The sequence below is a fragment of the Rhodohalobacter barkolensis genome (assembly GCF_002834295.1).
GTDB lineage: Bacteria > Bacteroidota > Rhodothermia > Balneolales > Balneolaceae > Rhodohalobacter > Rhodohalobacter barkolensis.
This window is the reverse complement of record NZ_PISP01000006.1, coordinates 154241-179223: the sequence shown is the minus strand read 5'-3', so window position 1 is coordinate 179223 and position 24983 is coordinate 154241. Positions and strand designations below refer to the sequence as shown.

General features: G+C 42.6%; 24 protein-coding genes. 8 read left to right on the top strand and 16 right to left on the bottom strand.

The annotated features are described in order from the left end of the window. The first annotated feature begins 120 nt into the window (after positions 1–120). On the top strand, positions 121–999 hold the full coding sequence (gene cysM, locus CWD77_RS14250; RefSeq protein ID WP_101074262.1) for a cysteine synthase CysM: 879 nt from the start codon (positions 121–123) through the stop codon (positions 997–999). Between the two features lie 52 nt (positions 1000–1051). Here cysM and CWD77_RS14245 read toward each other — a convergent pair whose 3' ends face one another. From CWD77_RS14245 to CWD77_RS14230, 4 genes are all read right to left on the bottom strand, one after another. Then, positions 1052–2122: a hypothetical protein gene (locus CWD77_RS14245; protein WP_133120245.1), complete on the bottom strand. Its 1071-nt coding sequence runs from the start codon at positions 2120–2122 to the stop codon at positions 1052–1054. A gap of 109 nt (positions 2123–2231) precedes the next feature. Further along, positions 2232–3476 (bottom strand): ABC transporter permease, encoded by a 1245-nt coding sequence (locus CWD77_RS14240; RefSeq protein ID WP_101074259.1) that lies wholly within the window; start codon positions 3474–3476, stop codon positions 2232–2234. Positions 3477–3480: 4 nt separating this feature from the next. Beyond that, complete coding sequence (locus CWD77_RS14235) at positions 3481–4710, bottom strand: ABC transporter permease (RefSeq protein ID WP_101074258.1); 1230 nt, start codon at positions 4708–4710, stop codon at positions 3481–3483. A 56-nt stretch (positions 4711–4766) separates the two neighbouring features. Continuing rightward, the gene (locus tag CWD77_RS14230; protein WP_101074257.1) at positions 4767–5885 is read right to left on the bottom strand and encodes an efflux RND transporter periplasmic adaptor subunit; all 1119 of its coding nucleotides are present in this window, start codon (positions 5883–5885) and stop codon (positions 4767–4769) included. A 263-nt stretch (positions 5886–6148) separates the two neighbouring features. On the opposite strand from CWD77_RS14230, the gene CWD77_RS14225 reads away from it, so the two are divergent. After that, positions 6149–6583: an OsmC family protein gene (locus CWD77_RS14225; RefSeq protein WP_101074255.1), complete on the top strand. Its 435-nt coding sequence runs from the start codon at positions 6149–6151 to the stop codon at positions 6581–6583. Between the two features lie 38 nt (positions 6584–6621). Here the strand turns inward: CWD77_RS14225 and CWD77_RS14220 are convergent, their stop codons facing one another. The 6 genes from CWD77_RS14220 to dinB form a co-directional block, all read right to left on the bottom strand. Beyond that, positions 6622–7266, bottom strand: coding sequence for a transposase (locus tag CWD77_RS14220; RefSeq protein ID WP_101074254.1), 645 nt, complete (start codon positions 7264–7266; stop codon positions 6622–6624). Between the two features lie 205 nt (positions 7267–7471). After that, positions 7472–8749 carry a hypothetical protein gene (locus CWD77_RS14215; protein ID WP_101074252.1) on the bottom strand — a complete coding sequence of 426 codons (1278 nt, stop codon included), beginning with the start codon at positions 8747–8749 and terminating at the stop codon, positions 7472–7474. Between the two features lie 20 nt (positions 8750–8769). Further along, entirely contained in the window at positions 8770–9426 is a 657-nt protein-coding gene (locus tag CWD77_RS14210; protein ID WP_101074251.1) for an anti-sigma factor family protein, read from the bottom strand. Beyond that, a complete protein-coding gene (locus tag CWD77_RS14205; RefSeq protein ID WP_101074249.1) occupies positions 9419–9994 on the bottom strand; it encodes an RNA polymerase sigma factor in 576 nt (191 codons plus the stop codon). Before CWD77_RS14205 ends, CWD77_RS14210 begins: the two co-directional genes overlap by 8 nt. A 257-nt stretch (positions 9995–10251) precedes the next feature. Next, the gene (locus CWD77_RS14200) at positions 10252–11253 is read right to left on the bottom strand and encodes a metal-dependent hydrolase (protein WP_101074248.1); all 1002 of its coding nucleotides are present in this window, start codon (positions 11251–11253) and stop codon (positions 10252–10254) included. Continuing rightward, positions 11254–12372: a DNA polymerase IV gene (dinB, locus tag CWD77_RS14195; RefSeq protein WP_101074247.1), complete on the bottom strand. Its 1119-nt coding sequence runs from the start codon at positions 12370–12372 to the stop codon at positions 11254–11256. A 76-nt stretch (positions 12373–12448) separates the two neighbouring features. On the opposite strand from dinB, the gene CWD77_RS14190 reads away from it, so the two are divergent. The 4 genes from CWD77_RS14190 to CWD77_RS14175 all read left to right on the top strand — a co-directional run bounded on the left by CWD77_RS14190 (position 12449) and on the right by CWD77_RS14175 (position 16527). Continuing rightward, a complete protein-coding gene (locus tag CWD77_RS14190; RefSeq protein ID WP_101074245.1) occupies positions 12449–12721 on the top strand; it encodes a hypothetical protein in 273 nt (90 codons plus the stop codon). 22 nt (positions 12722–12743) lie between these two features. Continuing rightward, positions 12744–13262, top strand: coding sequence for a hypothetical protein (locus CWD77_RS14185; RefSeq protein WP_101074244.1), 519 nt, complete (start codon positions 12744–12746; stop codon positions 13260–13262). Between the two features lie 94 nt (positions 13263–13356). Beyond that, complete coding sequence (locus tag CWD77_RS14180) at positions 13357–14763, top strand: Glu/Leu/Phe/Val family dehydrogenase (protein WP_101074243.1); 1407 nt, start codon at positions 13357–13359, stop codon at positions 14761–14763. Between the two features lie 270 nt (positions 14764–15033). Then, complete coding sequence (locus tag CWD77_RS14175) at positions 15034–16527, top strand: sodium/proline symporter (RefSeq protein ID WP_101074242.1); 1494 nt, start codon at positions 15034–15036, stop codon at positions 16525–16527. A 52-nt stretch (positions 16528–16579) separates the two neighbouring features. Here CWD77_RS14175 and CWD77_RS14170 read toward each other — a convergent pair whose 3' ends face one another. Together CWD77_RS14170 and CWD77_RS14165 are read right to left on the bottom strand one after the other, a co-directional pair. Continuing rightward, positions 16580–17950, bottom strand: coding sequence for a helicase-related protein (locus CWD77_RS14170; protein ID WP_101074241.1), 1371 nt, complete (start codon positions 17948–17950; stop codon positions 16580–16582). A 101-nt stretch (positions 17951–18051) separates the two neighbouring features. Further along, entirely contained in the window at positions 18052–18915 is an 864-nt protein-coding gene (locus CWD77_RS14165; protein ID WP_101074240.1) for a CPBP family intramembrane glutamic endopeptidase, read from the bottom strand. A gap of 81 nt (positions 18916–18996) precedes the next feature. Here CWD77_RS14165 and CWD77_RS14160 point away from each other — a divergent pair, with 81 nt between their 5' ends. Next, complete coding sequence (locus tag CWD77_RS14160) at positions 18997–19620, top strand: SOS response-associated peptidase family protein (protein ID WP_101074239.1); 624 nt, start codon at positions 18997–18999, stop codon at positions 19618–19620. Between the two features lie 18 nt (positions 19621–19638). On the opposite strand, the gene CWD77_RS14155 is transcribed toward CWD77_RS14160, so the two are convergent. Further along, on the bottom strand, positions 19639–20562 hold the full coding sequence (locus tag CWD77_RS14155) for a mechanosensitive ion channel family protein (protein WP_101074238.1): 924 nt from the start codon (positions 20560–20562) through the stop codon (positions 19639–19641). A gap of 127 nt (positions 20563–20689) precedes the next feature. Between CWD77_RS14155 and secG the strand changes: the two genes are divergently transcribed. Then, positions 20690–21049 carry a preprotein translocase subunit SecG gene (secG, locus tag CWD77_RS14150; protein WP_101074237.1) on the top strand — a complete coding sequence of 120 codons (360 nt, stop codon included), beginning with the start codon at positions 20690–20692 and terminating at the stop codon, positions 21047–21049. 218 nt (positions 21050–21267) lie between these two features. On the opposite strand, the gene CWD77_RS14145 is transcribed toward secG, so the two are convergent. The 3 genes from CWD77_RS14145 to CWD77_RS14130 form a co-directional block, all read right to left on the bottom strand. Next, positions 21268–23496, bottom strand: coding sequence for an NADP-dependent isocitrate dehydrogenase (locus tag CWD77_RS14145; protein WP_101074236.1), 2229 nt, complete (start codon positions 23494–23496; stop codon positions 21268–21270). Positions 23497–23574: 78 nt separating this feature from the next. After that, on the bottom strand, positions 23575–24117 hold the full coding sequence (locus CWD77_RS14140; RefSeq protein WP_101074235.1) for a tetratricopeptide repeat protein: 543 nt from the start codon (positions 24115–24117) through the stop codon (positions 23575–23577). Between the two features lie 215 nt (positions 24118–24332). Beyond that, positions 24333–24977, bottom strand: a complete 645-nt coding sequence (locus CWD77_RS14130) for a deoxynucleoside kinase (RefSeq protein WP_101074447.1) — start codon at positions 24975–24977, stop codon at positions 24333–24335. Between the last annotated feature and the right edge of the window lie 6 nt (positions 24978–24983).

The following is a 24983-nucleotide window of genomic DNA, read 5'->3' as shown; positions in this document are numbered from 1 at the left end:
AACCTGACAGCACCTACTGGATCTGTCAGCGTTGACAAAAAAATGATGAAAATAAAAGCAAGACACTGACAGGTTTTGCAAACGCTGTCAGGTCAAAGATTAGCAAAAAACATTCTATCTATGAAACTCGAAGAACTGATTGGCAATACGCCGTTGATTGAGCTGGAACAGATTCCTGTAAATAAGGATGTAAAGATCTACTGTAAGCTTGAGGGACAAAATCCCGGCGGGAGTGTGAAAGATCGTGCGGCATTGGGGATGATCAACGGAGCTTTGGAGCGGGGCGACATCAAGCCGGGAGATACTCTTGTGGAAGCAACAAGCGGAAACACCGGAATTGCCCTAGCGATGATTGCTGCGATGAAGGGGTTGGAAATAAAACTCCTGATGCCGGAGAATGCCACAGAGGAGCGCGTGAAGTCGATGAAGGCGTATGGTGCTGAGGTGATACTCACACCGGCTGAAAAGACGATTGAGTACTCCCGTCAGCTTGCTGAGGAGATGGCCGAAGAGCATGGATTTTTTCAGCTGAATCAGTTTGCCAATCCTGATAATTATATAATGCATGAAAAGACCACCGGGCCTGAAATCTGGCGTGATACAGATGGGAAGATCACTCACTTTGTTTCCGCCATGGGAACCACCGGAACCATCATGGGGGTATCAAGATATCTGAAATCTCAAAACCCGGATGTACAAATTGTGGGGACTCAGCCCACCGAAGGTTCCTCTATTCCCGGAATTCGCCGATGGTCGCCAGAATATCTGCCTAAAATTTTCGAAGCCGAGCGGGTAGATCAAATCGTGGATGTAAGCCAGAAGGAGGCAACTGAGATGGCACGGCGTATGGCGAAGGAAGAAGGAGTTTTTGCAGGAATGAGCAGTGGTGGTGCATTGACTGCAGCACTGAAAATTGCTGAGACTCTGGATGAAGGTGTAATAGTCTGTATCACCTGCGACCGGGGAGACCGGTACTTAAGTTCGTCGCTTTTTGAATAATAACACATTTGTCTGAAAGACAACTTCAAATCACCGGATGCGAATGGGTTTTTTAAAACCTGATTTCAGTGACCACTTCGATGATATCATAGGCGTGGGTATCGGCATCCAGATGATCCCAGGCACGGTTATAATCGAACATTATTTTTGAGCGATTTGAAAAAATGTAGACGATTCCGCTAACAAATCGCCGTGAGTGCCAGCGATCCAGATCCGTATTGATCAGTTCATCATAACGTAATGTGAGACTGACAGGTTGTTCAAACGGTTTAAACTCGTTAAACATACTCCACCCTTTCAGCCTGAAAGATTCATTGTTCAGATTGACGAGTTGACCTGCACCGTCACCTTTCCCGGTAAATCCCTGCAGAATGGATGCCCATTTTTCCGACTCATACGAAAATGCGAGTCCTGCGTTTTCAAAGTCCGGGCTTTCGGGGATATTTCCTTTTCCATAAGCGCCCAATATACTGGCCTGAAAACCGGGCATCTGGTCAGGTAGTGGCCTGAGGGAGAGGCGCCCTTCAAGCATTTTGTTGTTATTTTTTTCAAGTGCGGCATATCCCCCACCGTTGTATATCCCGATACTGAAACTCCCGTAACGTCCGCCATCTGACGTTAATCCGGTTTGAGAATCTTCAGGGAGATCATCACCGAGTTGCCCCGCGTAAGTGATCCCGTAATCTGCAGAGCTATAAATATTGTTGTCATCCAAAAACATTGATCGCTGGCTACGGTAATCGTTAATACTCTGCTCAAAATCGATCCACGGCCGGCTTACCACACCAAACTCGATGCTTGAATTTTTGATCAGCCGGGTGTCGTTCATATTTACGTGCACCAAGGCATATTTCAGACGAAGTTCAATGTTTCCCTCACCGTCTCCGGCCCTGTCTACAGACACATCTTGTGTAAAGCGAACACCAACGCGCTCAGAAATATCCCGCCGAAATGTGATATAGCCTCGTTTCAGTAGAAATTCGCTGTTAACGTCACTCTCTTCGAAGGAGTGTTCGTAGGAAAAGAAGAATTGTCCGCTAAACCCAAAGTCGTTTAGGGCGGATTGTGCGTTTATTGAGAATGGCAGACACAAAAATAGTGCTAAAGCTGCAATGTGCTTCATAACTGATTGCATGAGAATCAAATAACGGATTTTATAACGGCTTATTTATTTTACGACAGGTCAAAGATATAACCAAATCATCAATTTTATGTTAAGCCAATGTTAAAACCTACTCATACCGAAGTGATTCTACCGGATCAACTTTAGAGGCTTTCAGGGCGGGGAAAATTCCGGCAAGCAGGCCGATAATGGCAAGTACACCAACGGTAACGATTACAGCCATTTCTGAGATCTGAGGTTTTCCGAGAAATTCACCGGCACCGGTGGTCATATCCAAAGCTAAAACTCCAAAAACGATGGCTGATGAGATAGCCAAGCCAATACTGCCTCCCAGAAACGAGATGAAAAGTGATTCAAATATAAATTGGATGATAATGTGAACTTTCCGTGCACCCACCGCAAGTTTGATTCCAATCTCTTTGGTACGCTCTTTCACAACCACAAACATGATATTTGCAACGCCCACTCCGGCAATCATCAGCGTAAAAAACCCAACGGTAAAGAGAAAAATCTCCATTCCGGTGGCCACTTTTTGATTCATCTCCTCCTGCTCGATAAAATCCCACATGGGGATCGCCTGTTCATCGGCCGGATCAAATTTATATTTGGACGACAGCAGTGAAACGACACCTGTTTTAATCGATTCCTGAAGAGATGGATCTTCGGGGCGTACCAAAATAGATCCTACATTTCGGTTCCCATATACATTTCTGAATGTTGTGTAGGGAATGATGGCTCGGTTGGCATCCGGACCGTTATTCATCGATGTTTGCATTTTGGGTTTCATCACGCCAACTACGGTAAATGGCATATTGTCCAGTTTAACTTGTTTGCCGATCGGATCTTCATCCTTAAATAGTTGGGTGGCGATCTCATCTCCAAGAAAAAGTACCCGCCGCTGTTCATCCACATCACGTTCGTTAATGAATCGTCCGCCACCGGCCGGATACATAGTTCGCATAATTTCAAAATCGGGATTTACACCTTCCATAAAAGTATTTGTAATCTCCTCGCCATACTGCAGCCGGGCGCCCCATCGGCCGTATTGCGGACTCGAGAATGCAATACCCGGCACGGCCTGGTTAATCTGGTCAACATCATCTTCTGTAAATCGTATCGATCGTCCAATTCCAAGGCCCTCATAATTCATGCTGGTCTGGCCACCGTATATCACAATAACCTGATTGCCGGCACCCAGCAGTCCTTCTGAAAGACTGTTGCCCAAACCGCGGCCAAACGCCAATAAAAGTACAACAGATAGTGTTCCCCAAGCGATGGCAACAATCGTCAAAAAGGATCGAAGTTTCTGTTTTCCTAAATCGGCGAAAAATTCTCTGAAAAGTGAAATCCACATGGTTTTATCTCCTTAAACATTCAACAATATCAAGGCGGGAAGCGCGCCAGGCCGGAAGCATACCTGCAGCAAAACCTACAAACCCAAGCACGGCGAAGGCAATAAGGCCAACCTCAGGTGAGAAGTAGGGAGCGCCGACAAACTCTTTGATTGGGATGTTTTGTGTTGCTTCAACCAACAGCCAGCCAATTCCGTACCCGGCTGCTGCACCCATCCCAATGATCATAAAGGTTTCCACAAAAAATTGACCCATGATATGATGTCGTTTAGCACCAACGGATCTTCGAATACCAATCTCCTTCATCCGCTCCTGAACCACTACAAACATAATGTTTGCCACGCCGATACCACCCACGGCTAGGGTGAAAAATCCGATGAGTCCCAGGAATCCGTTGATTCCCAAAAAGAGAACATTTATAAAATCCCAGAATTCGTTGGTATCCCAGATTCCGAGTGCATCCCGGTCTGACGGATCAAAGCGGTGTTTACGGCCCATTACTTCATACACCTGATCCTGAACCTGTTTTGCCAATGAAGGATCTTTGGGTACATACAGAATATTGTTAATCAGATCTGTACCCATCATGGCTGAAAAAGTTGTGGCGGGTATAAATGATCGGTCCATATCGCGCTGGGAATAGGATGAATTTTGAATTTTATCCTGCAGAACTCCTATTACCGTAAACGGAGTGTCGCGGACAAAAACCTGTTTTCCAACCGGGTCTTCATCTTCAAAAAGGTTTTCAGCCAAGCGATTCCCCAGAAAAATGACTCGTCTTCGATCTTTGATGTCATTCTCATTGAGCCAGCGGCCTCCGGGCTCTTCAAAAACGTTGCGCAGATCCTGATAAACCGGATAGACACCGCCAACCTGGGAGTTTCTGCGTCTGTCTCCATTCGAAATTTCAATTCCACTCATATATTCCGGAGTAGCAATATTGATGTCCGCAATCTGATCCTGAAGAAGCTGTGCATCCGACTCCCGGTAGCGAATGGGCCGGCCAATGCCATAACCTTCAAATGCTTTCGTGGTTTGTCCCGGAAACATAATGGCCAGCTGATCGCCCATGCCACGCATATTAAGTACGGTTTGGTCACGAAAACCCATCCCGAAAGCCAGAAGCAGAATCAGCGTGGCAGTACCCCACATGATGCCGAAAATGGTAAGAAAACTTCTCAATCTCTGTTGATTGAGATTTCGAAAAAGTTCGGCGATATGGTTTAAAAGAGTCATGAGGGATATTTAAAGTGAAATTTGAAGTAGCGAAATTTGGTTTTTTTAGCCGATTCCTATCGAACAGATAAAGTTTTTGTAGGTCGTTCAAGAATCTTTTCGCCCTCTTCCATTCCATCCAGAACGGCAACCGTAATGGCATCACTTAAACCAAGCTCGATTTCTTTTTCAACTCGGCTTCCGGGCTGGTCACCGGGAACTTCTACAAATGATTTTCCTTCCCGCATTACGACTACCCGCTCAGGAATCGTTATAATATTCTCTACGCGTTCAATGATGATGTCAGCATTAGCCGAATATCCGGCTCTCAGAACAGAACCCTGCGTATCGACGATTCGAATTTCGATCGGGAATACGGTGGCATTATCCTGCTGCTTCGCCTTTAAAGAGATTCGGGAAACTTCTCCAATGACCACTTGCCCGGGCAGCGCACCGATCTTGATTTCTGCGGTCATACCTTCTTCCATTTTACCGACATCAATTTCGTCTACGGTTCCCTTAAAGAGAAGCTGCTCCATTCCTGCAATACTCATCAATGCAGTTCCGGCCTGATAAGATGTAAGCGGAACAACCGGTTCACCTACATCCACCATTTTTTCGAGAATGTAGCCGTCAATCGGCGCCCGGATTACAGACTCAATGAGCGTTTCACCCATCATAATCCGTCCGCTTTCCAACAGTTCCAGCCGTTCTTTGTTGATCTGTTCCCGAACCTCTACATCATCAAACTGCTGAGCAATTCGATCGTATTCCTGTTGAGAGACTAAATTTCTGGCAAGAAGTGTTTCCATTCTTTCCAGCTCTTTGGATAGATTCTCTTTTTCTATTTCAGTTCTCTCCAGACTTCTCTTAGCTTCGGCGAGTTCCAGAGGTGTCGGATCGGGTCGTACCTCAATCAGCGGTTCACCCTCGCGTACAAAATCACCCGGTTCGGCATAAATTCGATTTACAACACCGGAGATTTTTGATTTGACCTCAATTTCATTGTCCGGCTCGATGGTGCCGACAGCCAGTGCTTTTTCAACAACGGTTCCAATTTCTGCAATAACGTGCGGTTCCTCTTCAATCTCATTACCGGACGATTGTCCGTTCAAATAGAAAAAAGACCCTCCGCCAAAAATGATGACTATTGCGAGTGCAATCCAGATTCGTTTTTTTGTTTTTCGTTTTGCCATAATACTGCGCCAAATTGTTTTCGATTTACTCCGCTCTACGAATTCAGCCTATCAAAAGTTACTGTTCATCCAGATTTTATTTATTCAATTACGCAGTTTGCAGGCCTTAAACACATGTAAAATCAATCGGTAATGGAAAATCAAATTCTTCTAAAATGATTTGATTTCAGACTTTTGGATTTAGATCACTGTCAATTATGAACGATTTTTTCGCTATTATTTTTCTATCAATGAATAAAAACAAACCATAAAAAAAGACGACTATGAAAAGAACGGGAAAAGCAGTTTGGAAAGGATCAGGATTAGAAGGGTCAGGATTGTTAACTACACAAAGCGGTGCATTTGATGAGCAGCCCTACTCCGTAAAATTGAGATTTGAAAATGAAGATGGCAAAAAAGGTACAAACCCCGAAGAGATGATTGCTACTGCCCATGCAGGATGTTTTGCAATGGCTTTGAGTGTAGAATTGGGCAAAGCCGGTTTTACAGCTGATGAAATTAATGTGGATGCAAATTTATCACTGGATAAAGAAGATGAGGGCTGGGCGATTACCAAAATCGATTTGATACTGAATGCCTCAGTACCGGAAATATCTGAAGATAAATTCGCTGAAATAGCGAAGGGTGCCAAAGAAGGCTGTCCTGTTTCTAAGGTATTGGCCTGCGAGATCACACTCGATTATACGCTGAATGGGTAAGAAACATGTATCCCGGACAGCTTGTCCGGGGTATTCTCCTAAAGCCCTTCTGCAAACTCAGATTTACAGTAATTGTATTGCCAGTCGCGCCAATTTTTCACCAAATTAATTTTTACCGGGTTATTGAGAGTATATTGGATGGAATTGTAAAGCTCCTTGGCATTTCGGATCAACCGATCATAACTTTCTTCATGCCAGAAAGAACCGGTTCTGTTTAACTCTCTATTAGCCATCAATCCTGTATAAGATTTTAAGCCTTGCAGAATTTTTGTCACCGGAAAAGCCTCCTCAATCTTCTGATCTTCTTGATTCGAATAAAGTTCTCTGAAGACCACGTGTACATGATTACTCATAATACAAAAGGCATATAAATCATATTCATTATTGTCACGATAATGAAGAGCCTCTTTTACTATGTCAGCAATATTTTTGTTGCTCAACCATACTGGCCCTGTGCTTTGCCGGTCTAAAATAGACTCATATTTTTTAAAAAGTGAGGCTTCAAGCTGACGGGTTTTTGATCGATAATCGGTCTTATGAGAAAAGTTCTTTTTGAAAGTATCTCTTGATTTTTTCAGTTGTTGTATCACGTTTTTTGGAAGAGAACCCGCCAACCGGAATGTTACAAAATATTCAGCTCCCGGTTCTTGCCAATGCGGAAGATTTCTTTTGTAAAAAGGCATGACTATCTAATTTGATTCTCTCTTTAGTCCCTAGCTAAATATTAGTCTGTTAATTATTAAAAGCAACGGGTAAAAAGTATACTGGCCGGCTAGGCCGGGGTATAGTGACGGAGATAACCGGTCAGGCTGACCGGTGTACTAATAAAAAGCCTCGTCCGGAGTAATCCGAACGAGGCTTTCTTTTTGTGAGAGGTCATCTCACGCATCATCTGCGGCTGAGATCTTCCATAAGCGGCTCATTTCCGTTCAATACATCCTGTTTCGAAATTCGGATTTTTGTTTGTTCGGGCAGGCTCTCATTTCGCCCGCGCCAGTCAATGGTAATCAAAAGCATCTCATCGTTTTTCAAAGTGCGCAACGTGCTGCCATAATCCTGAATTGTTTCCAGAATAGCGGCTTTAATCTTTTCAACATCCCCGGAAAGATCAGCACCGTTTTGTTGGTTCATCTGAATTTCTATTTCACTTCTAACCTCCTCACCACGTTTCCGGATCTCTTCACTTCTCTGCCGAACTTCTTCCATCTGTTTTCTGAACTCTTCAGAGTTGAAACTGAGAGAGTCCATATTAAATTCAAACGATGAACTATCCGGCATACGAAATGCAAATGTGTTTGATCTTATGCTGTCATTCGATAGGTCTCCGAGATCAATATTTATATCAACATCATCAAAATTGAGTGAATCAATTTCGCGAGCCATATCAAACAGGCCGGAAAAGTTAAAGGATGACTGTCCGGAAATTGTCATGTAATATTGCACACCCAGTCCCGGCAGATATTCGTAAGATGGAACTCGATTAACCCGAAGCTGTTCGGTTTCGGTACTGTTGAGGGATGTTTCCAAAACGGAGGCAAAAATATTTAAATCCCTGATGTCCGAATATTCTTTGAGATCTTGTTTTTCAACCCGATCAAGAAGCTGACGATCAGAAAGATTGCCCTCGCGATGTTGTTTTAAGTCTTCAGATTTAACTACAAAACTCAATTTTGGAATGTCGTGAGTATACTCCTGCAGACCGGTGATGACTGCGATGGTGGCATCAGAAGTTCTCTTTAGTCCGTAAGAGATTCTCAGTACTTCATCTTCCGGTAAACTCTGGATCGTTGAAGCGTACTGAGTGATATACTCCATTACTTTCTCCTCAACTGCTTCACTTGTTGAATGGCTCTCTACGGTTTCACTTTCGTCGCTGTTATTCTTACGCTCTATGCGCACAGATCCCGAAACGCTGATGGATCTGGATGATAAATTTTCACCCACGCTCAAATGAACACCGTAACCCGGTAGGTATTCCGAAGAGACATGCCCGTTACGTGCAAATAAGAATGGAATCGGTGGCTGTGGGACTTCTGTAAATATTTCACCCAGAATACTCTCTGCAATCCTCATTTCTCGGTCTAAAGCTTCATCCTGAGCCTGAACTGAAATAAAAGAGAGTAACAGGTATATAAGTGTATATACAATAAATTTAAATATTTTCATGACATTAGATTTAATTTTCGTTATTCGTTACTCAGCGCGTAGATAATTCCGTTTAATGCCCGGTTGGTCTGATCAATCTGATTGGCGGTCGACTCTTCGAGTTGCAGCAGTCCTTCTGTGAAAAGCATCAGATCCCTGTTCCGCCGCTCTTCATAATAATCGGCCAAAGCGGTCAGCGACTCGTTAAACTGAGCATTTTGATCTTGCTGCATCTGCTCCATCATCGAGTTCATCATGAGTGAGTTTTCCGTCCTTATCTGTGCAATAATTTCATTTAATTCTTCCTCAGAAATTCCTTCCTGTTCAACCTCAAGCGGTGGGTTTCCTAAGGTTAGATAGTATCCCTGTTCCGTTTGCCCAAACTGTACTGAACTGAACAGGCCGATGAAAATTGTAATCAATAAAGCCGCTGCGGCAGCCCAGCCGGCAGTTTGGACCCACCGGGATTTTCCGGATGGTTCTGTTTTTCTGGAATGATCCTGAAAAATGATGCCGGGTTGTTGAGGTTCCTCCGGTGAGTAATTTCCAATGACAGACTGAGTAGCTTTCAGTTCATTCAGTTTGTTCCGGAGCTCTTCACTGTTTTGAATCTTTTGTTCAAATTCTTTCCTTTCATCAGAATTCATCTCATCAAAGAGATAGTCCATCAGTTTTTGTTGTGATTTTTCGTCAATCATAATTCAGATAGTCGGTTTCAATATTCCATTGTTTTAAAATTGAACCGAGCAGGTCCAATCCTTTATACATTCTTGTTTTGGCCGTACCCTCGGGAATTTGGAGAGTATCACCAATTTCACTGAAGGTCATCTCTTCAAACTGTTTTAAGATGACAACGGCACGAACTTCTTCCGGCAGCCGATTCAATGCTTGATGAATCAGACTGTTCAACTCTTTTGATTCAATTTCAGTGACCGGCGTTAATTCCGAGAGTTTTAACTCTTTCGGAATAAGACTCAATGATTCGGACTTTCTTCTGCCGGCACGTTTCAATTCATCCAGGCAGAGATTATTGGCAATCCGGTAGATCCAGGATTTGAATGAGCCGACCTCCTTGAGCGACCGAATGTTTTGATACACTTTTATCAGGGTTTTTTGAGCGATTTCGGATGCATCATCTCTGTTTCCAAAATAGCTGTAGGCAAACCGGTAAATCGCCGGATACCAATGTTCAGCAATAATCTGAAAAGACTTGTCATGCCCGTTCTGCACAAACTCTGCTACATATGAATCATGCTGTTTTTCCAAAACCCCGAATCCGGTTTCTGTTCCTGTTTAGTGTAAAGACGAGGCAAACCCGCAAATAGTTTTAGGGACGGTGTTATTTTTTATAAAAGGAATAAAAAAACTCCCCTCCTTGGCAAGGAGGGGCCGGGGGTGGTTGTGGCCCCCAAAGAGGTGTTCATAAAGCTAAAATTATTTTATGGACCTATTTTTAACCTCCCCTCAATCCCCTCCTTAAAAATGAGGGGAAGGATCGATTGCCAAATTCAACGATTTAAAAGTTACAAATGCTTCCCCAACAACATATTCATAAAGCTCTCCCGAACCTCATCACTGGCATCGCGGAAATAGAGAAACGGCAGATGATTGTCGGTTTGAGTGGTGTCTGCTTCGACTCCCCAAAGCGGTATGAGTTGTGTTGGCAGCATTGAATAGCGCGCATCGCCAATAACATCCGGTTGTTCGGGGTGGCGAATCAGGAAATTTTCGGATAGGTTTTTAAATCGCAGAAGATCCCTATACATAACGGTACCTTCAAATGTAGAAAACTCCTCTTCGATTATTATTCGCGGTGCAGATTCTCCCTCGTAAATATCAATTCCGGAAATCAGGCCGGTTCGAATGGCGTCTGTATAGATTGTGTCGTTTGAGATATAGTTAACTCTCCAAACCCTTTGATTCGCAATTGTAGGTTTAACCACCATCATTTCGATGGTATGTCCGCGGCTTTCAGCGAGATTTTTTGCGGCTGATTCCGCTCGCTGGTGTTGAATCCATCCAAACAGTAGAAAAAAGATGAGCCAGCCACCTGCGAGCCAAACGTACTTTTTCTCTTTCTTCTGAAGGGCTAATCCGACAAAAAGTATCAAACCGACAGTGACGATCGGATCGACTACTGAAATTAAATTCCAGGCAAAACGCGTCTCGAGAAAAGGCCAGAGTAGCTGAGTTCCGTAACTGGTAAAGGTGTCGAGGAGTCCGGCCGTGGCATATCCTAAAATGGAATACAAATAGAGCTCTTTAAAACTGAGATGCTTTTTTAAAAACCACCAAAGAAGAAGGGAAGCGATGAGGGCACCTACGGGAATAAAAATCAAAGAGTGACTAAACTGTCTGTGAATTTCGATATTAAATAGCGGATCGGATGGGATGTGAATATAGTAGTCCAGGTCAGCAATCATGGCAGAAACAGCTCCGGCAAAAGCAGCGGGCCTGAGTTTCTCTTTATCGGCTCCGGATTGAGCGGCCGTTGCACCGACCAGGCCTTGAGAGATCGGATCCATCTACAAAACCTCCCGAAAAGGTATTTCGAGTTGCTCACCGATAACTCCGCCTTCCGTGAGGTTGAGGGAGGATACGGAGATGCCGAGCAGTCGAACTTCACGCGCACCGGTTTCTGTCTCTTTAAGTAACATCTTAGCTATTTTTGCGATCTCATCCGGATCATTTGTAAAGTGATGCAAGGTGCTGCTTCGGGTTACGGTTTCAAAATTTTTGTAGCGTGCTTTTAATGTAATGGTTTTGCCCGTAGCATCGAGCTTCTTCATCGAATCTGAAATTTTAACGGATAGTTCTTCCAGAAAATTTCCGATCCACTCCAAGTCAGATATGTCATCAGAAAACGTTCGCTCTTTTCCGATCGACTTGCGAATACGATTTGGTTTTACCTGACGGTTATCTATTCCGCGTGCAATGCGGTAGTAGTGATGCCCCGATTTCCCAAACTGTTTTACGAGGTCCACTTCATCCCACTTCTTAAGGTCTGCACCGGTCTTGATTCCGTACGAAGTCATCTTTTTTTGAGTTGCTTTCCCAACGCCGTAAAAGTCACCGATCGGTAGTTTTTCAATAAACTCCTTGGCCTCTTCAGGAGTGATCACGCTCAGTCCGTCAGGTTTATCCAGGTCAGAGGCGATCTTTGCCAAAAACTTGTTTGAAGCGACACCGGCGGAGGCTGTGAGCCCTGTTTCTGCTTTCACTCTTTTTTTGATTTCGCGTGCAATCAGGGTAGCTGAAGGATTATTTTTAAAATTTTCGGTTACATCAAGATACGCTTCATCCAGGGAGAGTGGTTCAACCAAATCGGTGTAGTCGAAAAAGATCTCCCGTATTTGTTGAGAAACCTCTCTGTAAACATCAAATCTGGGTTTTACAAAAATGGCATTCGGGCAGAGCTTGACGGCTCTTGAGGCGGGCATTGCGGAATGAATTCCAAATTTACGGGCTTCGTAGCTTGCAGCGGCCACAACTCCCCGTCCCTGAGGAGATCCACCAACAACCAAAGGTTTATTTCGATACTCCGGATGGTCTCTCTGTTCAACAGATGCATAAAATGCGTCCATGTCCACATGGATGATTTTGCGGACAGGGGAATCATTTTTTGAAGTTAAACTTTTATGCATCTGCTATGGGGAAAAAAATCAGAATTTATTACCTTATGTGCCACTGAAAGGTAATACAAATATAAGCATTGATTGAATGGAAGAGTTAAACGGAGCTACAATTTACTGGTTAATTTCAATAGGTCTTATGATCGGCTATATCATGGATCTGGTTATGATTAAGCGTGGTATTGGTATGATTGGAAATGTTATCGGCGGCGTGATCGGTTCTTTGATAATTGGTCTGTCTGTGATTGCTATCGGGTTATTTGCTCCCCTGGTTTATGCAGCAATTGGTTCAATCGCATTTCTGTTTTTGGTGAATGTATTCAGTTTTCATCCTGAAAACAGGATTGACGCTAAAGCTTGATTAAGTTTCTGAGATCGATTCATTGCAATTTCCTAAAACCTCAGGTCTGGTTATTTGGTTGCTCCCCGGGCCTGAGCACTCTACTCTCTACTCTGATTTAATCTCCCGCCTTGCGGACATTTATGATAGTCCGTCTTTTACTCCTCACATTACTCTTTCCAGATTTCCAAAGCAGAATCAGAAATCTATAGTTGAGACTATGGAAACGCTGGCAGACGAACTAAAGCCCTCAAAGGCAGTGATGGGGGAACCGGTAATTGGGTCGTCTCCTTTTCAAAAAGTGACCATTCCTCTTGATGACCGGTTTTTGATAGAACAATACTCCAAAAAAGTCGACAGAATCTTAGGCGGAAAGTTTGCCAAAAGAGAGGGCTTTCATCTTTCTCTGCTATACAGCACATTGGATCAGTGCGAAATAAACTTAAAACAGATCAAGGAGATGTGTCCCGATCTTGAAAAATTGCACATACAATCTATAGCTCTTGTAGATCTTAACTTTACACCGGGTGAATGGAAGATTATCTTTGAACGGAACCTGTAAGTTAAAAGCTCCCTATAATTTGGAAGTGAAGAGCTTATTTGCGACAATTCAAAAAGGTTAAATTTAAACTACCATAACAATACGATTATAAATAATGAGTGAATACAAATTTTACGATCAGGTAAACAAAGCCTTCGACCGGGCGGCTGCTTACACTAAAATTGAACAGGGATTACTGAGTCAGATGAAAGCGTGTAACGACGTGCTTCATATTCAATTTCCTGTAGAGATGGACGATGGTTCAATTAAAGTTATTGATGGATATCGTGTAGAGCACAGCCACCATAAAATGCCAACGAAAGGTGGTATTCGTTACAGCACCATGGTTAACGAAGATGAAACCATGGCACTGGCAGCTTTAATGACTTATAAATGTGCGGTTGTAGATGTGCCGTTTGGTGGCGCAAAAGGCGGTATAAAAATTGATCCAAAAAAATATTCAGTAACAGAGCTTGAAAGAATTACCCGCCGATATACCTTTGAGCTTTATAAAAAGAGTTTTATTGGGCCCGGCAATGATGTTCCGGCACCGGATATGGGATCAGGAGCGCGTGAAATGGGTTGGATTTTTGATACCTATCGCCAATTAAGCAATGACATCAACGCAGAAGGGTGCGTAACCGGAAAACCTGTGGGTCAAGGCGGAATTCGCGGACGCACTGAAGCGACAGGCCGGGGTGTATATTTTGGTATTAAAGAGGCATGTGACAGCAAAGAAGACATGAAGGAGCTTGGTCTCGAAAAGGGGATTGAAGGTAAAACATTTATAGTACAGGGATTGGGTAACGTGGGGTATCATACCGCGATGTACATGATTGAAGCCGGTGCAAAAATGATCGGGGTTGCAGAATTTGACGGGTCCATTTATAACGATAGGGGTATAGATCTCGAGGACCTTATGGCTTATAAAAAGGAGAATAATGGTGGTATCTCAGGATACGACAAAGCAAGTGCCATGAAATCCAATAATGCTGTTCTTGAAGAAGAGTGCGACATTTTGATTCCCGCGGCATTGGAGAACCAGCTTACTGAAATGAATGCCCCAAAAATTAAGGCAAAAATTATCGGTGAAGCTGCGAACGGTCCGACTACAGATAAAGCTCATGAAATCATTAAAGAACGCGGTGCTTTAATTATCCCGGATAACTACCTGAATGCGGGTGGTGTAACGGTATCCTATTTTGAGTGGCTGAAAAATATTCAGCACGTTCGATTTGGCCGGATGGGTAAGCGATTCGAAGAGAACAGTTACAAAAAAATTCTATCCGTAATTGAAACCATTTCGGACAGAAAGTTCACTGAAGACGAACTTGCCGTATTGGCTCAAGGTGGAGGAGAACGCGAGCTTGTGGACTCAGGCCTGGAAGAGACAATGGTTAACGCCTACAACGAAATAAATGAACTGCGCAAGCAGCATAATGTTGACTTGAGAACGGCAGCGTTTATCAGTGCAATAAATAAAGTAGGTTTTATGTATAAAGGAATGGGAATTTTTCCTTGATCAAAAAAAATAAACCCGACACTTATCACAGTGTCGGGTTTTCTTTATTTAGAGACAGTCGTTTTTCTGTCATTAACCAAAACATCATCTTTTTTCCACTACGCACCTCAAATAATAAAGTTGCACTTCTTTCAAAAAAATAGTTCTTAACTGAATGGAACCGTAAATCAAACGACACTGCAATGATCTCTTTCTATCTGATTATGTTTGTTTTGCCGGTATTGACAATTCTTTTCACGCTCTATCTAGCAGCACAAAACCCCCGAAAAAATGGATGAAACACAGATTATTTCTGTTTCACTGGATTCGAGTGCAGTCATTGCATTTATCGGTTATTTGGTGCTGATAGTGGGAGTTGGAATTTATGCTTCCCGCTTCTCTTCTCGGGGCATTTCCGAATATTTTATCGGTGGCCGGAAAATGAACAGGTTTGTGGTTGCTTTGTCAGCGGTAGTTTCAGGGCGTAGTGCCTGGCTTCTTTTGGGCGTGACAGGTATGGCTTATGCGCGAGGTCCATCAGCTATATGGGCTGTGCTTGGGTATATTGTTGTCGAAATTTTTCTTTTTCTCTATTACGGTCGCCGACTCCGGAATTTTACCGAAAAAAGAAATTGTATAACCATTCCGGACTTTTTTGCGGAGAGGTTCAATGATCATGATGGAAAACTTCGCATGACAATCGTTGCGATCTTTTTGATTTTTATGATCGGATATATTTCATCTCAGTTCGTTGCGGGCGGAAAAGCATTTGCCTCAGGCTTCGGAATAGATACCGGTTCAGGTATTTTACTTACGGCATTCATTGTTCTTGTATATACAATTGTTGGTGGATTTTTGGCTGTGAGCCTTACCGATATGTTTCAGGCTATTTTCATGATACTCTCTTTAGTGATGTTGCCCGTAGTAGCAATCCTTAATTTTGGCGGCCTCACCGAAATGATCAATACTCTACTTTCGATGGACGCAATCTATGTTGATCCATTTGCGATATCAGTAGGTGCTGCAATCGGGTTTCTGGGAATTGGACTGGGTTCGCCGGGAAACCCGCATATACTTGCCCGATATATGTCTATTGATGACCCTAAGCAGTTTAAATATGTAGCTGTAGTGGGTACCACGTGGAATGTATTTATGGCATGGGGTGCTGTTTTTGTTGGATTAGCGGGCAGGGTCTATTTTCCTGAAGTAGAGATGCTCCCTGCCTCAGATACAGAGAATCTATTTCCAATGCTGGCTCAGCTTCATCTGCACCCTATACTTTTTGGGGTTGTTCTTGCATCAATATTTGCTGCAATAATGTCTACAGCCGACTCTCAGCTACTTGTAGCCGCTTCCAGCGTGGTTCGTGATCTATATGAAAAGATAATCAAAAAAGGTGTGGAAGTTCCACAAGCTAAGTTGGTGCTATATAGCAGAATAGTAGTGTTTGCAATTGTTGTACTGGCGTTGATTTTTGGTTTCTACGCCGAAGACCTGGTTTTTTGGCTGGTGTTATTTGCCTGGGCGGGTTTGGGTGCAGCCATAGGACCAACTTCAATCCTGGCTCTCTATTGGAAAGGAACTACCAGGGCCGGAATTTTTGCCGGTTTGATTACCGGAACACTGGTGACTGTCGCTTGGTATTTAACGCCAGGTTTAAAAGATTTGATGTATGAACTGATTCCGGGATTTATCTCTTCAATGTTGGCCACATGGATAGTGAGTCTGTTTACAACACCGGCTCCGGATAGTAAGAAAGCTTTTGAAGATATGTTTGACGAATAAAAAAGGTGGTCAAAAATTAATCTGATCACCTTTAGTTGTTTGAAACTATCTGTTAAGAGAAGAGCTTTTTGAAAAAGCCAACAAGCCCTTTCTCCTCTTTCTTTTTGCCGGTTCGTCCACCTTCAAGTTGATCAAAAGTTGGTCGCGGCAGCCCATGTTGTTTTTTGCTCTCCTGTCTTTTTGAGCCACGCTTTTTGCCTTTTCCACTTTTTTGATTCTTAGATTTGTCACGCTTGCTTCCGTTGCGCTTCCCTTTTTTGTTTGAGGAAATTTTATCCTTAACACTCTTCGGAAGTGGAACCTCTTCAGGGGCATAACCCAGTGATTTACAAATTACCTGAATATCTCCTCTGTCTTGTTTAGAAACCAAAGAGAGGATTCGGGTCGCTTTGCCGTCACCGACAAGCTCTGCCCTCAGTTTATACTCTTCAACTTCTTCTGGTACATCATAATTAATAACCTGAGTAGCATGCTCCAAAGGCAAATCTTTCGCAGTCATGTCACCAATGATGAGATGCTGGACATCACCCGAAGTAAACCGGTTAAAACGTTCTTCAAACGTATCTTTAGCCAGTTGATCGTGGATGCTGACAGCCCGGCGATTGCTCTTTCTTAAAATTTTATAGAGTCGATCAGCAGTTCTTCGCGAAGCCGTAAAAATAACAACGGTATCACTCTTGTTGTTATCCAGATGGGCCATCAAGGTCGAGATTTTAGATCTTGGCGGCACGTTGATGTAATACTGAGTCAGATCTTTGGTAATCTCAGGCTTTTTCTCCTCTTTAGGTTTATCAGCGGGTGGTGATTTTTTGGAGAGCGTTACCAATTGCGGTTCGGTGAGAAGCTTATCCTCAGCCTCTCGCAGATCTTTGCTATCCTTAGCTGCAGTAAAGATGCGCTGACATTTGCTAATGATGCGAGTAGAAACTGTTTCAACAGCATTCCAATTCTGGACCTTTTCAGCCTGATCAACGATTAACTGCTGTACCTCACGAAATACAATTTTTCCGTCTTCCAGCAGTCCTGACAACTCCTCAGGGGTAGCTACTACAACTACCGGTCCTGCAGATAGTGCATTTAACTGCTCCTTTGGATTTCCATCAGATGTAATGCATGCACTCTCTATCGATGCATGATATCCAATAGCCCAGATCCACTCGTCCAAGAATTTGGCGCGCTCACTGTCTGGTGCTAAAATTATGCCTTTGGTACCCTGACGTCGATCAGTTTTTGCAATATCATTCAACAGATTAATCAGATAACCCACTTCCGGTTTATCGTCTGTTGAAGTATTTATTACGAGATCGGATCCTTCTTGTACAGCTTTAAATATTTTCTTTTGTAGTGGTGAGGGGCTTTCAATTTTAACATCTTTCAACCCCTTCAAAATATCGGAACTTAGTCGAAATTGATTAAACGACAACGTTGTAACCTCACTTATTTAGTCAATATTTCAATTATAAAACACCGGCATCATTTATCCGGTATATGGCTCAGCCCTGAATAGTACCGGCAGCCATTTATTTAATTATTATAAAATACGGTTATATAGATTTCATTCAGCGTCAGCAAAATCATCAGCCCTAAAAGTCCTGCAGCTCCAGCCTCGGGCCCGAAGCTTCCTCCGGTAAAGCTTTCAGGACCGGTTGCTTCTGCAACCATAAGCATATGTTCAAATTGGTTGCCGCTGACCGGTAATCCAAAAACCGCGCCCTGAAAATAATTCCAGGACAGATGCATTCCAAGCGGAATAGCTATACTCTTTGTTATAATATAAGGATATGCGAACACCATTCCAGCAATTGATATATTTAAAGTTGAAATCCACGAGGCATTAGGATTTCCAAGATGAGTAAGTCCAAAAAACACAGATGATAAAATAACTGCTCCAATTACAGCAAACGTTTTCCCGCTTTTAGTGAAATGAAGACCCTCCTGAAGATTTCGAATCAGATAGCTTCTGAAGTAGGTTTCTTCCCAAAAACTTACGGCTGCCATAAAGAACAAGCTTATTGCCATTCCATAATAGAATTCATAACCGGGGTTTTTGAACTGACCTAATGAGATATCAACCCAGTCCATACCCAGATGTATGAGTACGATACCTCCCATTGCCAAAGCAGCAAGAAGATTACCGGCAACGAAATCTCTTACCCAAGCAACAGAATACTCAAAGCCGTATTCAGAGAGTGGCCGCTGATCTAATTTTTGGGAACCTAACCACAAAATTCCGATCATAGCTAATGCGAGCACAATGGTAAAACTGTAACCGCCCAAGCCCCAATATCCTACGGAGGCCAGTATGGCAAGTAAAATGGCGGTAACTACTAAAATTCTCCAAAATGACCGTAGACGATTTTCGTATGAATTATAAAAGAGAATTTTCACTATTGAACGCTTATCATTAAGTAATCTGTTTTATGAAAATAGAATCTTGTTAGCAAACAATACAAAAGTTAAAAATAAATTATGGCTAAACGTGTCGCCTTTTTTGCCGGTAAAGAATCTGTCGAAAACTATTTCAACTTAGAATCGAACAGGGATAATATTTTTCAGCCTCATTATAACCTATCTCCGGGACAGCATATTCCCATTGTGTTCAGAAAAGACGGTGAGTTGACAATAGAGAGGGTTCGTTGGGGAGGTGAAGCCGCTCAGGATACAACGGTTCGAGCAAAAGAAGCCGTAGATGATCTTTCCAGCACCGGTATGATAAAATGCGTTGTGCCACTGAGTGGTTTTTATGTTTGGAAGGATGATAAAGAGAAGGGAAGTCCATTCTTTGTTCGAATGTTAAATGAACCGCTAATGGCTGTTGCCGGCTTGTTTGATGAGAAAAATGGATTTTTTAAAATGGTAACGCAGCCTTCAAATGTATTGATAAACCCAATGTCGGAGACAATGCCGCTTTTACTGGATCAAAATCTATCCGGGAAGTGGCTTGATGACAAAAGTGAAAGTGATGTTTCAGAGCTGATTGATGAAGCAAAAAGCTTGTTTCTGTTAACGGATCTTTCTGTTCTGCGGGTGAGTGAGAAGGTGAACGATCCTTCCAACAACAACGAGAAACTGGTTCAGCCCATACCAAAATAAACGGTAAGAATTTTTTACCTAACTGTCCGGCATTAAACCGGATTTGCCCTCAATTTGATTTTGATAGATACGAAGTGTGCTATATGCAAAATCGATGCTGTCTTCCTGATCAAATCGATCCAAAATATCTTCCCAAATAGTTTGGTTGATTCCCCGGCGCTTACGCGCGTGAGAAAGGTGGCGAATGGTAAGTTTTACCCCGATATCCACTACTTCTGTATAGACAATTGGGGTTAAATTTTTATATCGGATCAGATATGATTTTGTGGCACGCCGGACCTGCTCTTCAGCATCCAAAACATAATCTTCCATATGGTTCTGGACGATATCAGTTAAAATCTCTTTGGCACGTTTCCAATCACTTTCGAATGTGACAACAATAGGGATTTCATTCCATAGGAAATCGAAATCGCTGGTAGAGTTGAAAATGGATTCTCTTAAAATAAAATGATTGGGCATATGAATGACTCTTCCGGTACTTTGATCTGCACTTACCCAGTTCCCGATTTCGAGGAGGCTGAACTTAAAGAACCGAATATCGATGACGTCACCCTTGGTATCTCCGATCTGAATTCGATCGCCAACCTGAAACGGTTTTCTCCATATTAAAAATACCCAGCCGGCCATGTCGGTTACGGGGTCGCGCAGTGCAATAGCTAAGCCGGCTGAGAGCAGCCCTAAAAATGTGGCCAGCGACCCAACTCCCTCAAACCAAATTCTTCCGATAATAATAAATCCGAAAAAACTGAGGATATACGCTAAATTCTTGCGCCACTTATACCGAATTGCTTCATCATCTGTTTGGCGCCTTACGATGCGTTTAATAATGATATGGACAAGAATGAGAACAATAATGATTACAACAGACTCAATCACATGACTGAAGTTTGATGGAATCTGGCGGAAAAAGTCAGTTAAACTGGTTTGAATTTCATTATCCATATCAAAAGAATGGTACTAATTTTTGCAATAAATATCGGGCTGTACGTTATTTAATAAATACCTTTTTTAAAAGTACAATTAGTTATATCTTTAGAGTTCTCTGAATTAAAGAAAAGATTTATACAGTATGTTATACGGAATTATTGTTTCAATTATTACTCTGATCTGCTTTCTGTTAATTGTAGTTATTTTGCTTCAACCCGGACAGAAAGAAGGTTTATCCGGCGGCCTTGCAGCCGGAATGGCAGGTGGTGCATCTATGGGTGCGCGAAGAACAGCTGATCTGCTTTCAAAAACAACATCCATTTTAGCAGCACTCTTTTTAGCTTTGAGTGTATTGGCTAACTTTGCGATTGATCGTGGCGGCAGTGGACAAAGCACCATTCAGCAATCTGCGATGGAAAATGTTGATCCATCCGAATTTTCTGCACCATCTCAAACTCAGTCAGCAGTGCCTGAACAGGAAGATCTGGATATAGAAGAGTAAATTTCTTCAAAAGAAAATTTTAAAAAAGCCTCGATTTGATAATTCAGATCGAGGCTTTTTTTATGGAGTTCAGACTTTAGAAATGTTGGTCCAGTAAATTTATGTATTCATAAAATTCACAGGTTTTTATATAGAATAGAAAAGCGAAATCATAGAACTAAATAAAAAAACCCGAACCAAGAGATTCGGGTTTTTTAAACTGTTAACCGATTTGAGAATTAAACGGACTCGATAATAGAGTTTAATGTACTGCTTGGCCGCATTCTGTCGAACACCAATTCGCGATTTGGCCAATAGTATCCCTCAATATTCTCAGGTTGTCCCTGAGCGTCAATCAACTCTTTATTGATCTTCTCCTCATTGGATTCCAGTTTTTTGGCTACTGCACCGAATAGCTCAGCAAGTTCCTTGTCTTTGGATTGCTTAGCTAATGCACGAGCCCAATACATTGCAAGATAAAAATGACTGCCTCGATTATCGTGTTCATTTACTTTCCTTGATGGGGATTTATCATTTTGCAGATACTGGGTATTTGCTTCATCCAGTGCTTCAGAAAGGATAAGTGCACGGTCGTTGTCAAACGTTTTGCTTAGGTGCTCCAATGAGACGGCTAAGGCCAAAAATTCACCGAGAGAATCCCATCGCAGGTGCCCCTCATCCAAAAATTGCTGAATGTGTTTTGGGGCAGATCCGCCGGCACCTGTTTCAAAAAGTCCGCCGCCATTCATTAAGGGTACAATCGATAACATTTTGGCACTTGTTCCAACTTCAAGGATCGGAAAAAGGTCGGTAAGGTAGTCGCGCAGCACATTTCCGGTAACAGAGATTGTATCTTTGCCAGCTTTGGTTCGCTCCAGGGTATATCTCATTGCTTTAACCGGAGACATGATCTGAATGTCCAAACCGGTCGTGTCAAAATCGGGAAGATACTGATTCACTTTGTTAATGAGTTCAGCATCGTGTGCACGCTCTTCATCAAGCCAGAATATTGCAGGATCTCCTGTTTCACGAGCTCTTCGGACGGCTAGTCCAACCCAATCCTTAATAGGGGCATCTTTCGTTTGGCACATTCTCCAGATGTCGCCTTCTGCAACATCATGCTCCAGAAGAGTATCGCCACCCTTGTTTACTACCCGAACTTTTCCACTACCCGGGATTTCGAAAGTTTTGTCGTGTGAGCCGTACTCTTCAGCTTTTTTGGCCATCAAGCCTACATTTGGCACACTTCCCATTGTGGTAGGATCGAATGCTCCATGTTCTTTGCAGAAATCAATCACTTCCTGGTAGATACCTGCATAGCTGCTTTCCGGGATGACAGCTTTTGTGTCCTGTGTTTCATCATTTTTATTCCACATTTTACCTGAGGTGCGAATCATTGCGGGCATTGAAGCGTCAATAATCACATCGCTGGGAACATGCAGGTTAGTAATTCCTTTGTGAGAATTTACCATGGCCAGATCGGGGCCTTTCTCGTAGCATTTTTGAATATCAGCTTTGATCTCGGTCTGTTTCTCCTCGGGCAGGTCCTTAATCTTGGATTCAAGATCACCAAAACCGTTATTTGGATCTACTCCAAGATCTTTAAGAGTTTCTCCATGTTTATCAAATACATCTTTAAAATAAACTCTGACCGCATGACCGAAAATGATAGGGTCTGATACCTTCATCATGGTGGCTTTCATGTGCAAAGAAAAGAGAACACCTTTTTCTTTGGCGTCCTGAACTTGCTCTTCCAGAAATTCGATTAAAGCATTTTTACTTAGTGCTCCCGCATCGATCACTTCGCCGGGAATAAGAGGTGTGCTCTCTTTTAAAACCTGCACATCGCCCTTCTCATTTACAAATTCAATGCGCACATCATCCGCACTATTTACAGTTACAGATTTTTCTGAATGAGCAAAGTCGTGATCACTCATTGTAGAAACGTGAGTTTTCGAATCTGAATCCCACTCTCCCATGGAGTGTGGATTTTTCCTCGCATACTCTTTCACCGGTTTAGGGGCTCTTCGGTCTGAATTTCCTTCACGTAAAACCGGATTTACAGCACTTCCTTTAACGGCGTTGTAACGCTCCTGGATTTTCTTTTCGTCCTCATTTTTAGGCTCTTCGGGATAGTCCGGGAGGTTATATCCTTTTTCCTGCAGTTCCTTAATAGCTGCAACCAGCTGTGGTACAGAAGCACTGATATTGGGAAGCTTGATGATATTCGCTTCCGGCTTTTTGGCCAATTCGCCCAGTTCAGCTAAATCATCCGGTACCTTTTGATCTTCACTTAAGTAATCGGGAAAGTTTGCCAGAATTCGTCCTGCAAGTGAAATGTCTTTGGTTTCAACATTAACCCCGGCCGCCTTGGTGAAGGCTTCTACTATAGGCAAAAAGGAATGTGTGGCAAGGAATGGACCTTCATCAGTAATGGTGTAAAAGATTTTGGCTTTATCTGTACTCATTGTATAAACATTTTCAGTTAGATATTTAAATTCACGTCTCCTGTCAATACAATTGCAGGAAGGTACTGATACTCGTGTTTACTCTTCCAACAGGCTTTTTACATATTCGTTTTCAGGGTCCATTTTCAGAACCTGTTCGTAATAGGTTTTTGCCTTTTCATCATGACCGCCTTTTTTCATAAGGTCGCCCATTAGAATCCAGTTTTCTACATCGCGCGGATCTGTCCGGATTCTGTCGAGAAGGTAGGTGATGGCTTCATTTCCTTTACCTGCCATTACCTTGTACAGAACCATATTTCTATGTGCAGCAGGTATATCTTCAAGCTCAATAGCCCGTTCAAAATCTTCGCGTGCTTTTTCAGCATCGTCATCATTCAGGTAAGAGTAGCCTCTTAAGTTATAGAGCCGGCCATTATCGTCGTCTTTTTCAATGGCTTCAGTAAATGATTTGATACTCGAGTCCCATTGATTCAGCTTCTGCATTACTTCCCCTTCCAGAGTAAATCCTTCCGGTGCGTCAGGATTCATTCTCTGAAGTTGCCTGGCGGTATCGAGGCTTTTATCAAGATCTCTTTCGTGTAAAAGCTCGTATCCTTGTTTATGTTTTTCTTCGAAACTCATGAATTATCAGTCTTTTTCTCTTTTTCGGTTATATCTTCAAATTCCGCTTCTTCAATCTGATCTAAATTGGGCCGTTTTCGTTGCTTTGTCGACCCTTGTTGAAAACCATCAAACGGAAAAGGTGATTTTCGTTTATTTTTTGATTTAGGCCCCTTAATTAATTTAATAACCAGATAGATAAAAAGGGCTATAAGTAACCAGCGGATAAGCATTAATTAGTCAGGTATAATATGAATGTGTGTGTTGCTTCGAATTGGTTGTATAAAAATCTGTTCTTCAATATACGACAGATGATTGGGATTGTTTACAAAATCAATCTCTGAAGAGTTAATGATCATCAGCGGTGCTTTATTGTAGTGGTAAAAAAACTGATTATAGGCATTACTTAGCTCTTGTAAATAATCGGGTGTGATATGTCTTTCATAATCCCGTCCACGCTGCTCAATATTTTCCATCAACCGATCTACATTACTCTGCAGGTAGATAACAAGATCCGGCTTGGCAGAAATCCCTGTCATAATATTGTAGATGTTATCATAGAGATTCATCTCATCTTCACCGAGATTTAGCCGGGCAAAAATCCGATCTTTCTCGAACATATAGTCCGAAACTATACCGCCATCAAAAAGATCGCGGCTAAGCATTCGTTGCTGCTGTTTAAATCTGCTGGCTAAAAATGAGAGTTGTGTCTGAAAAGCATAGCGCTCTCGATTTTCGTAAAACTGAGGAAGAAATGGATTCTCTTCAAACTCTTCCAGCACCAAACGGGCATTGCTGCTTTCGGCAATTAGTTTCGCTAACGATGTTTTACCGGCTCCTATAACGCCTTCAATGGCGATAAAGTCAAATTGGTTGGGCATTTTGTT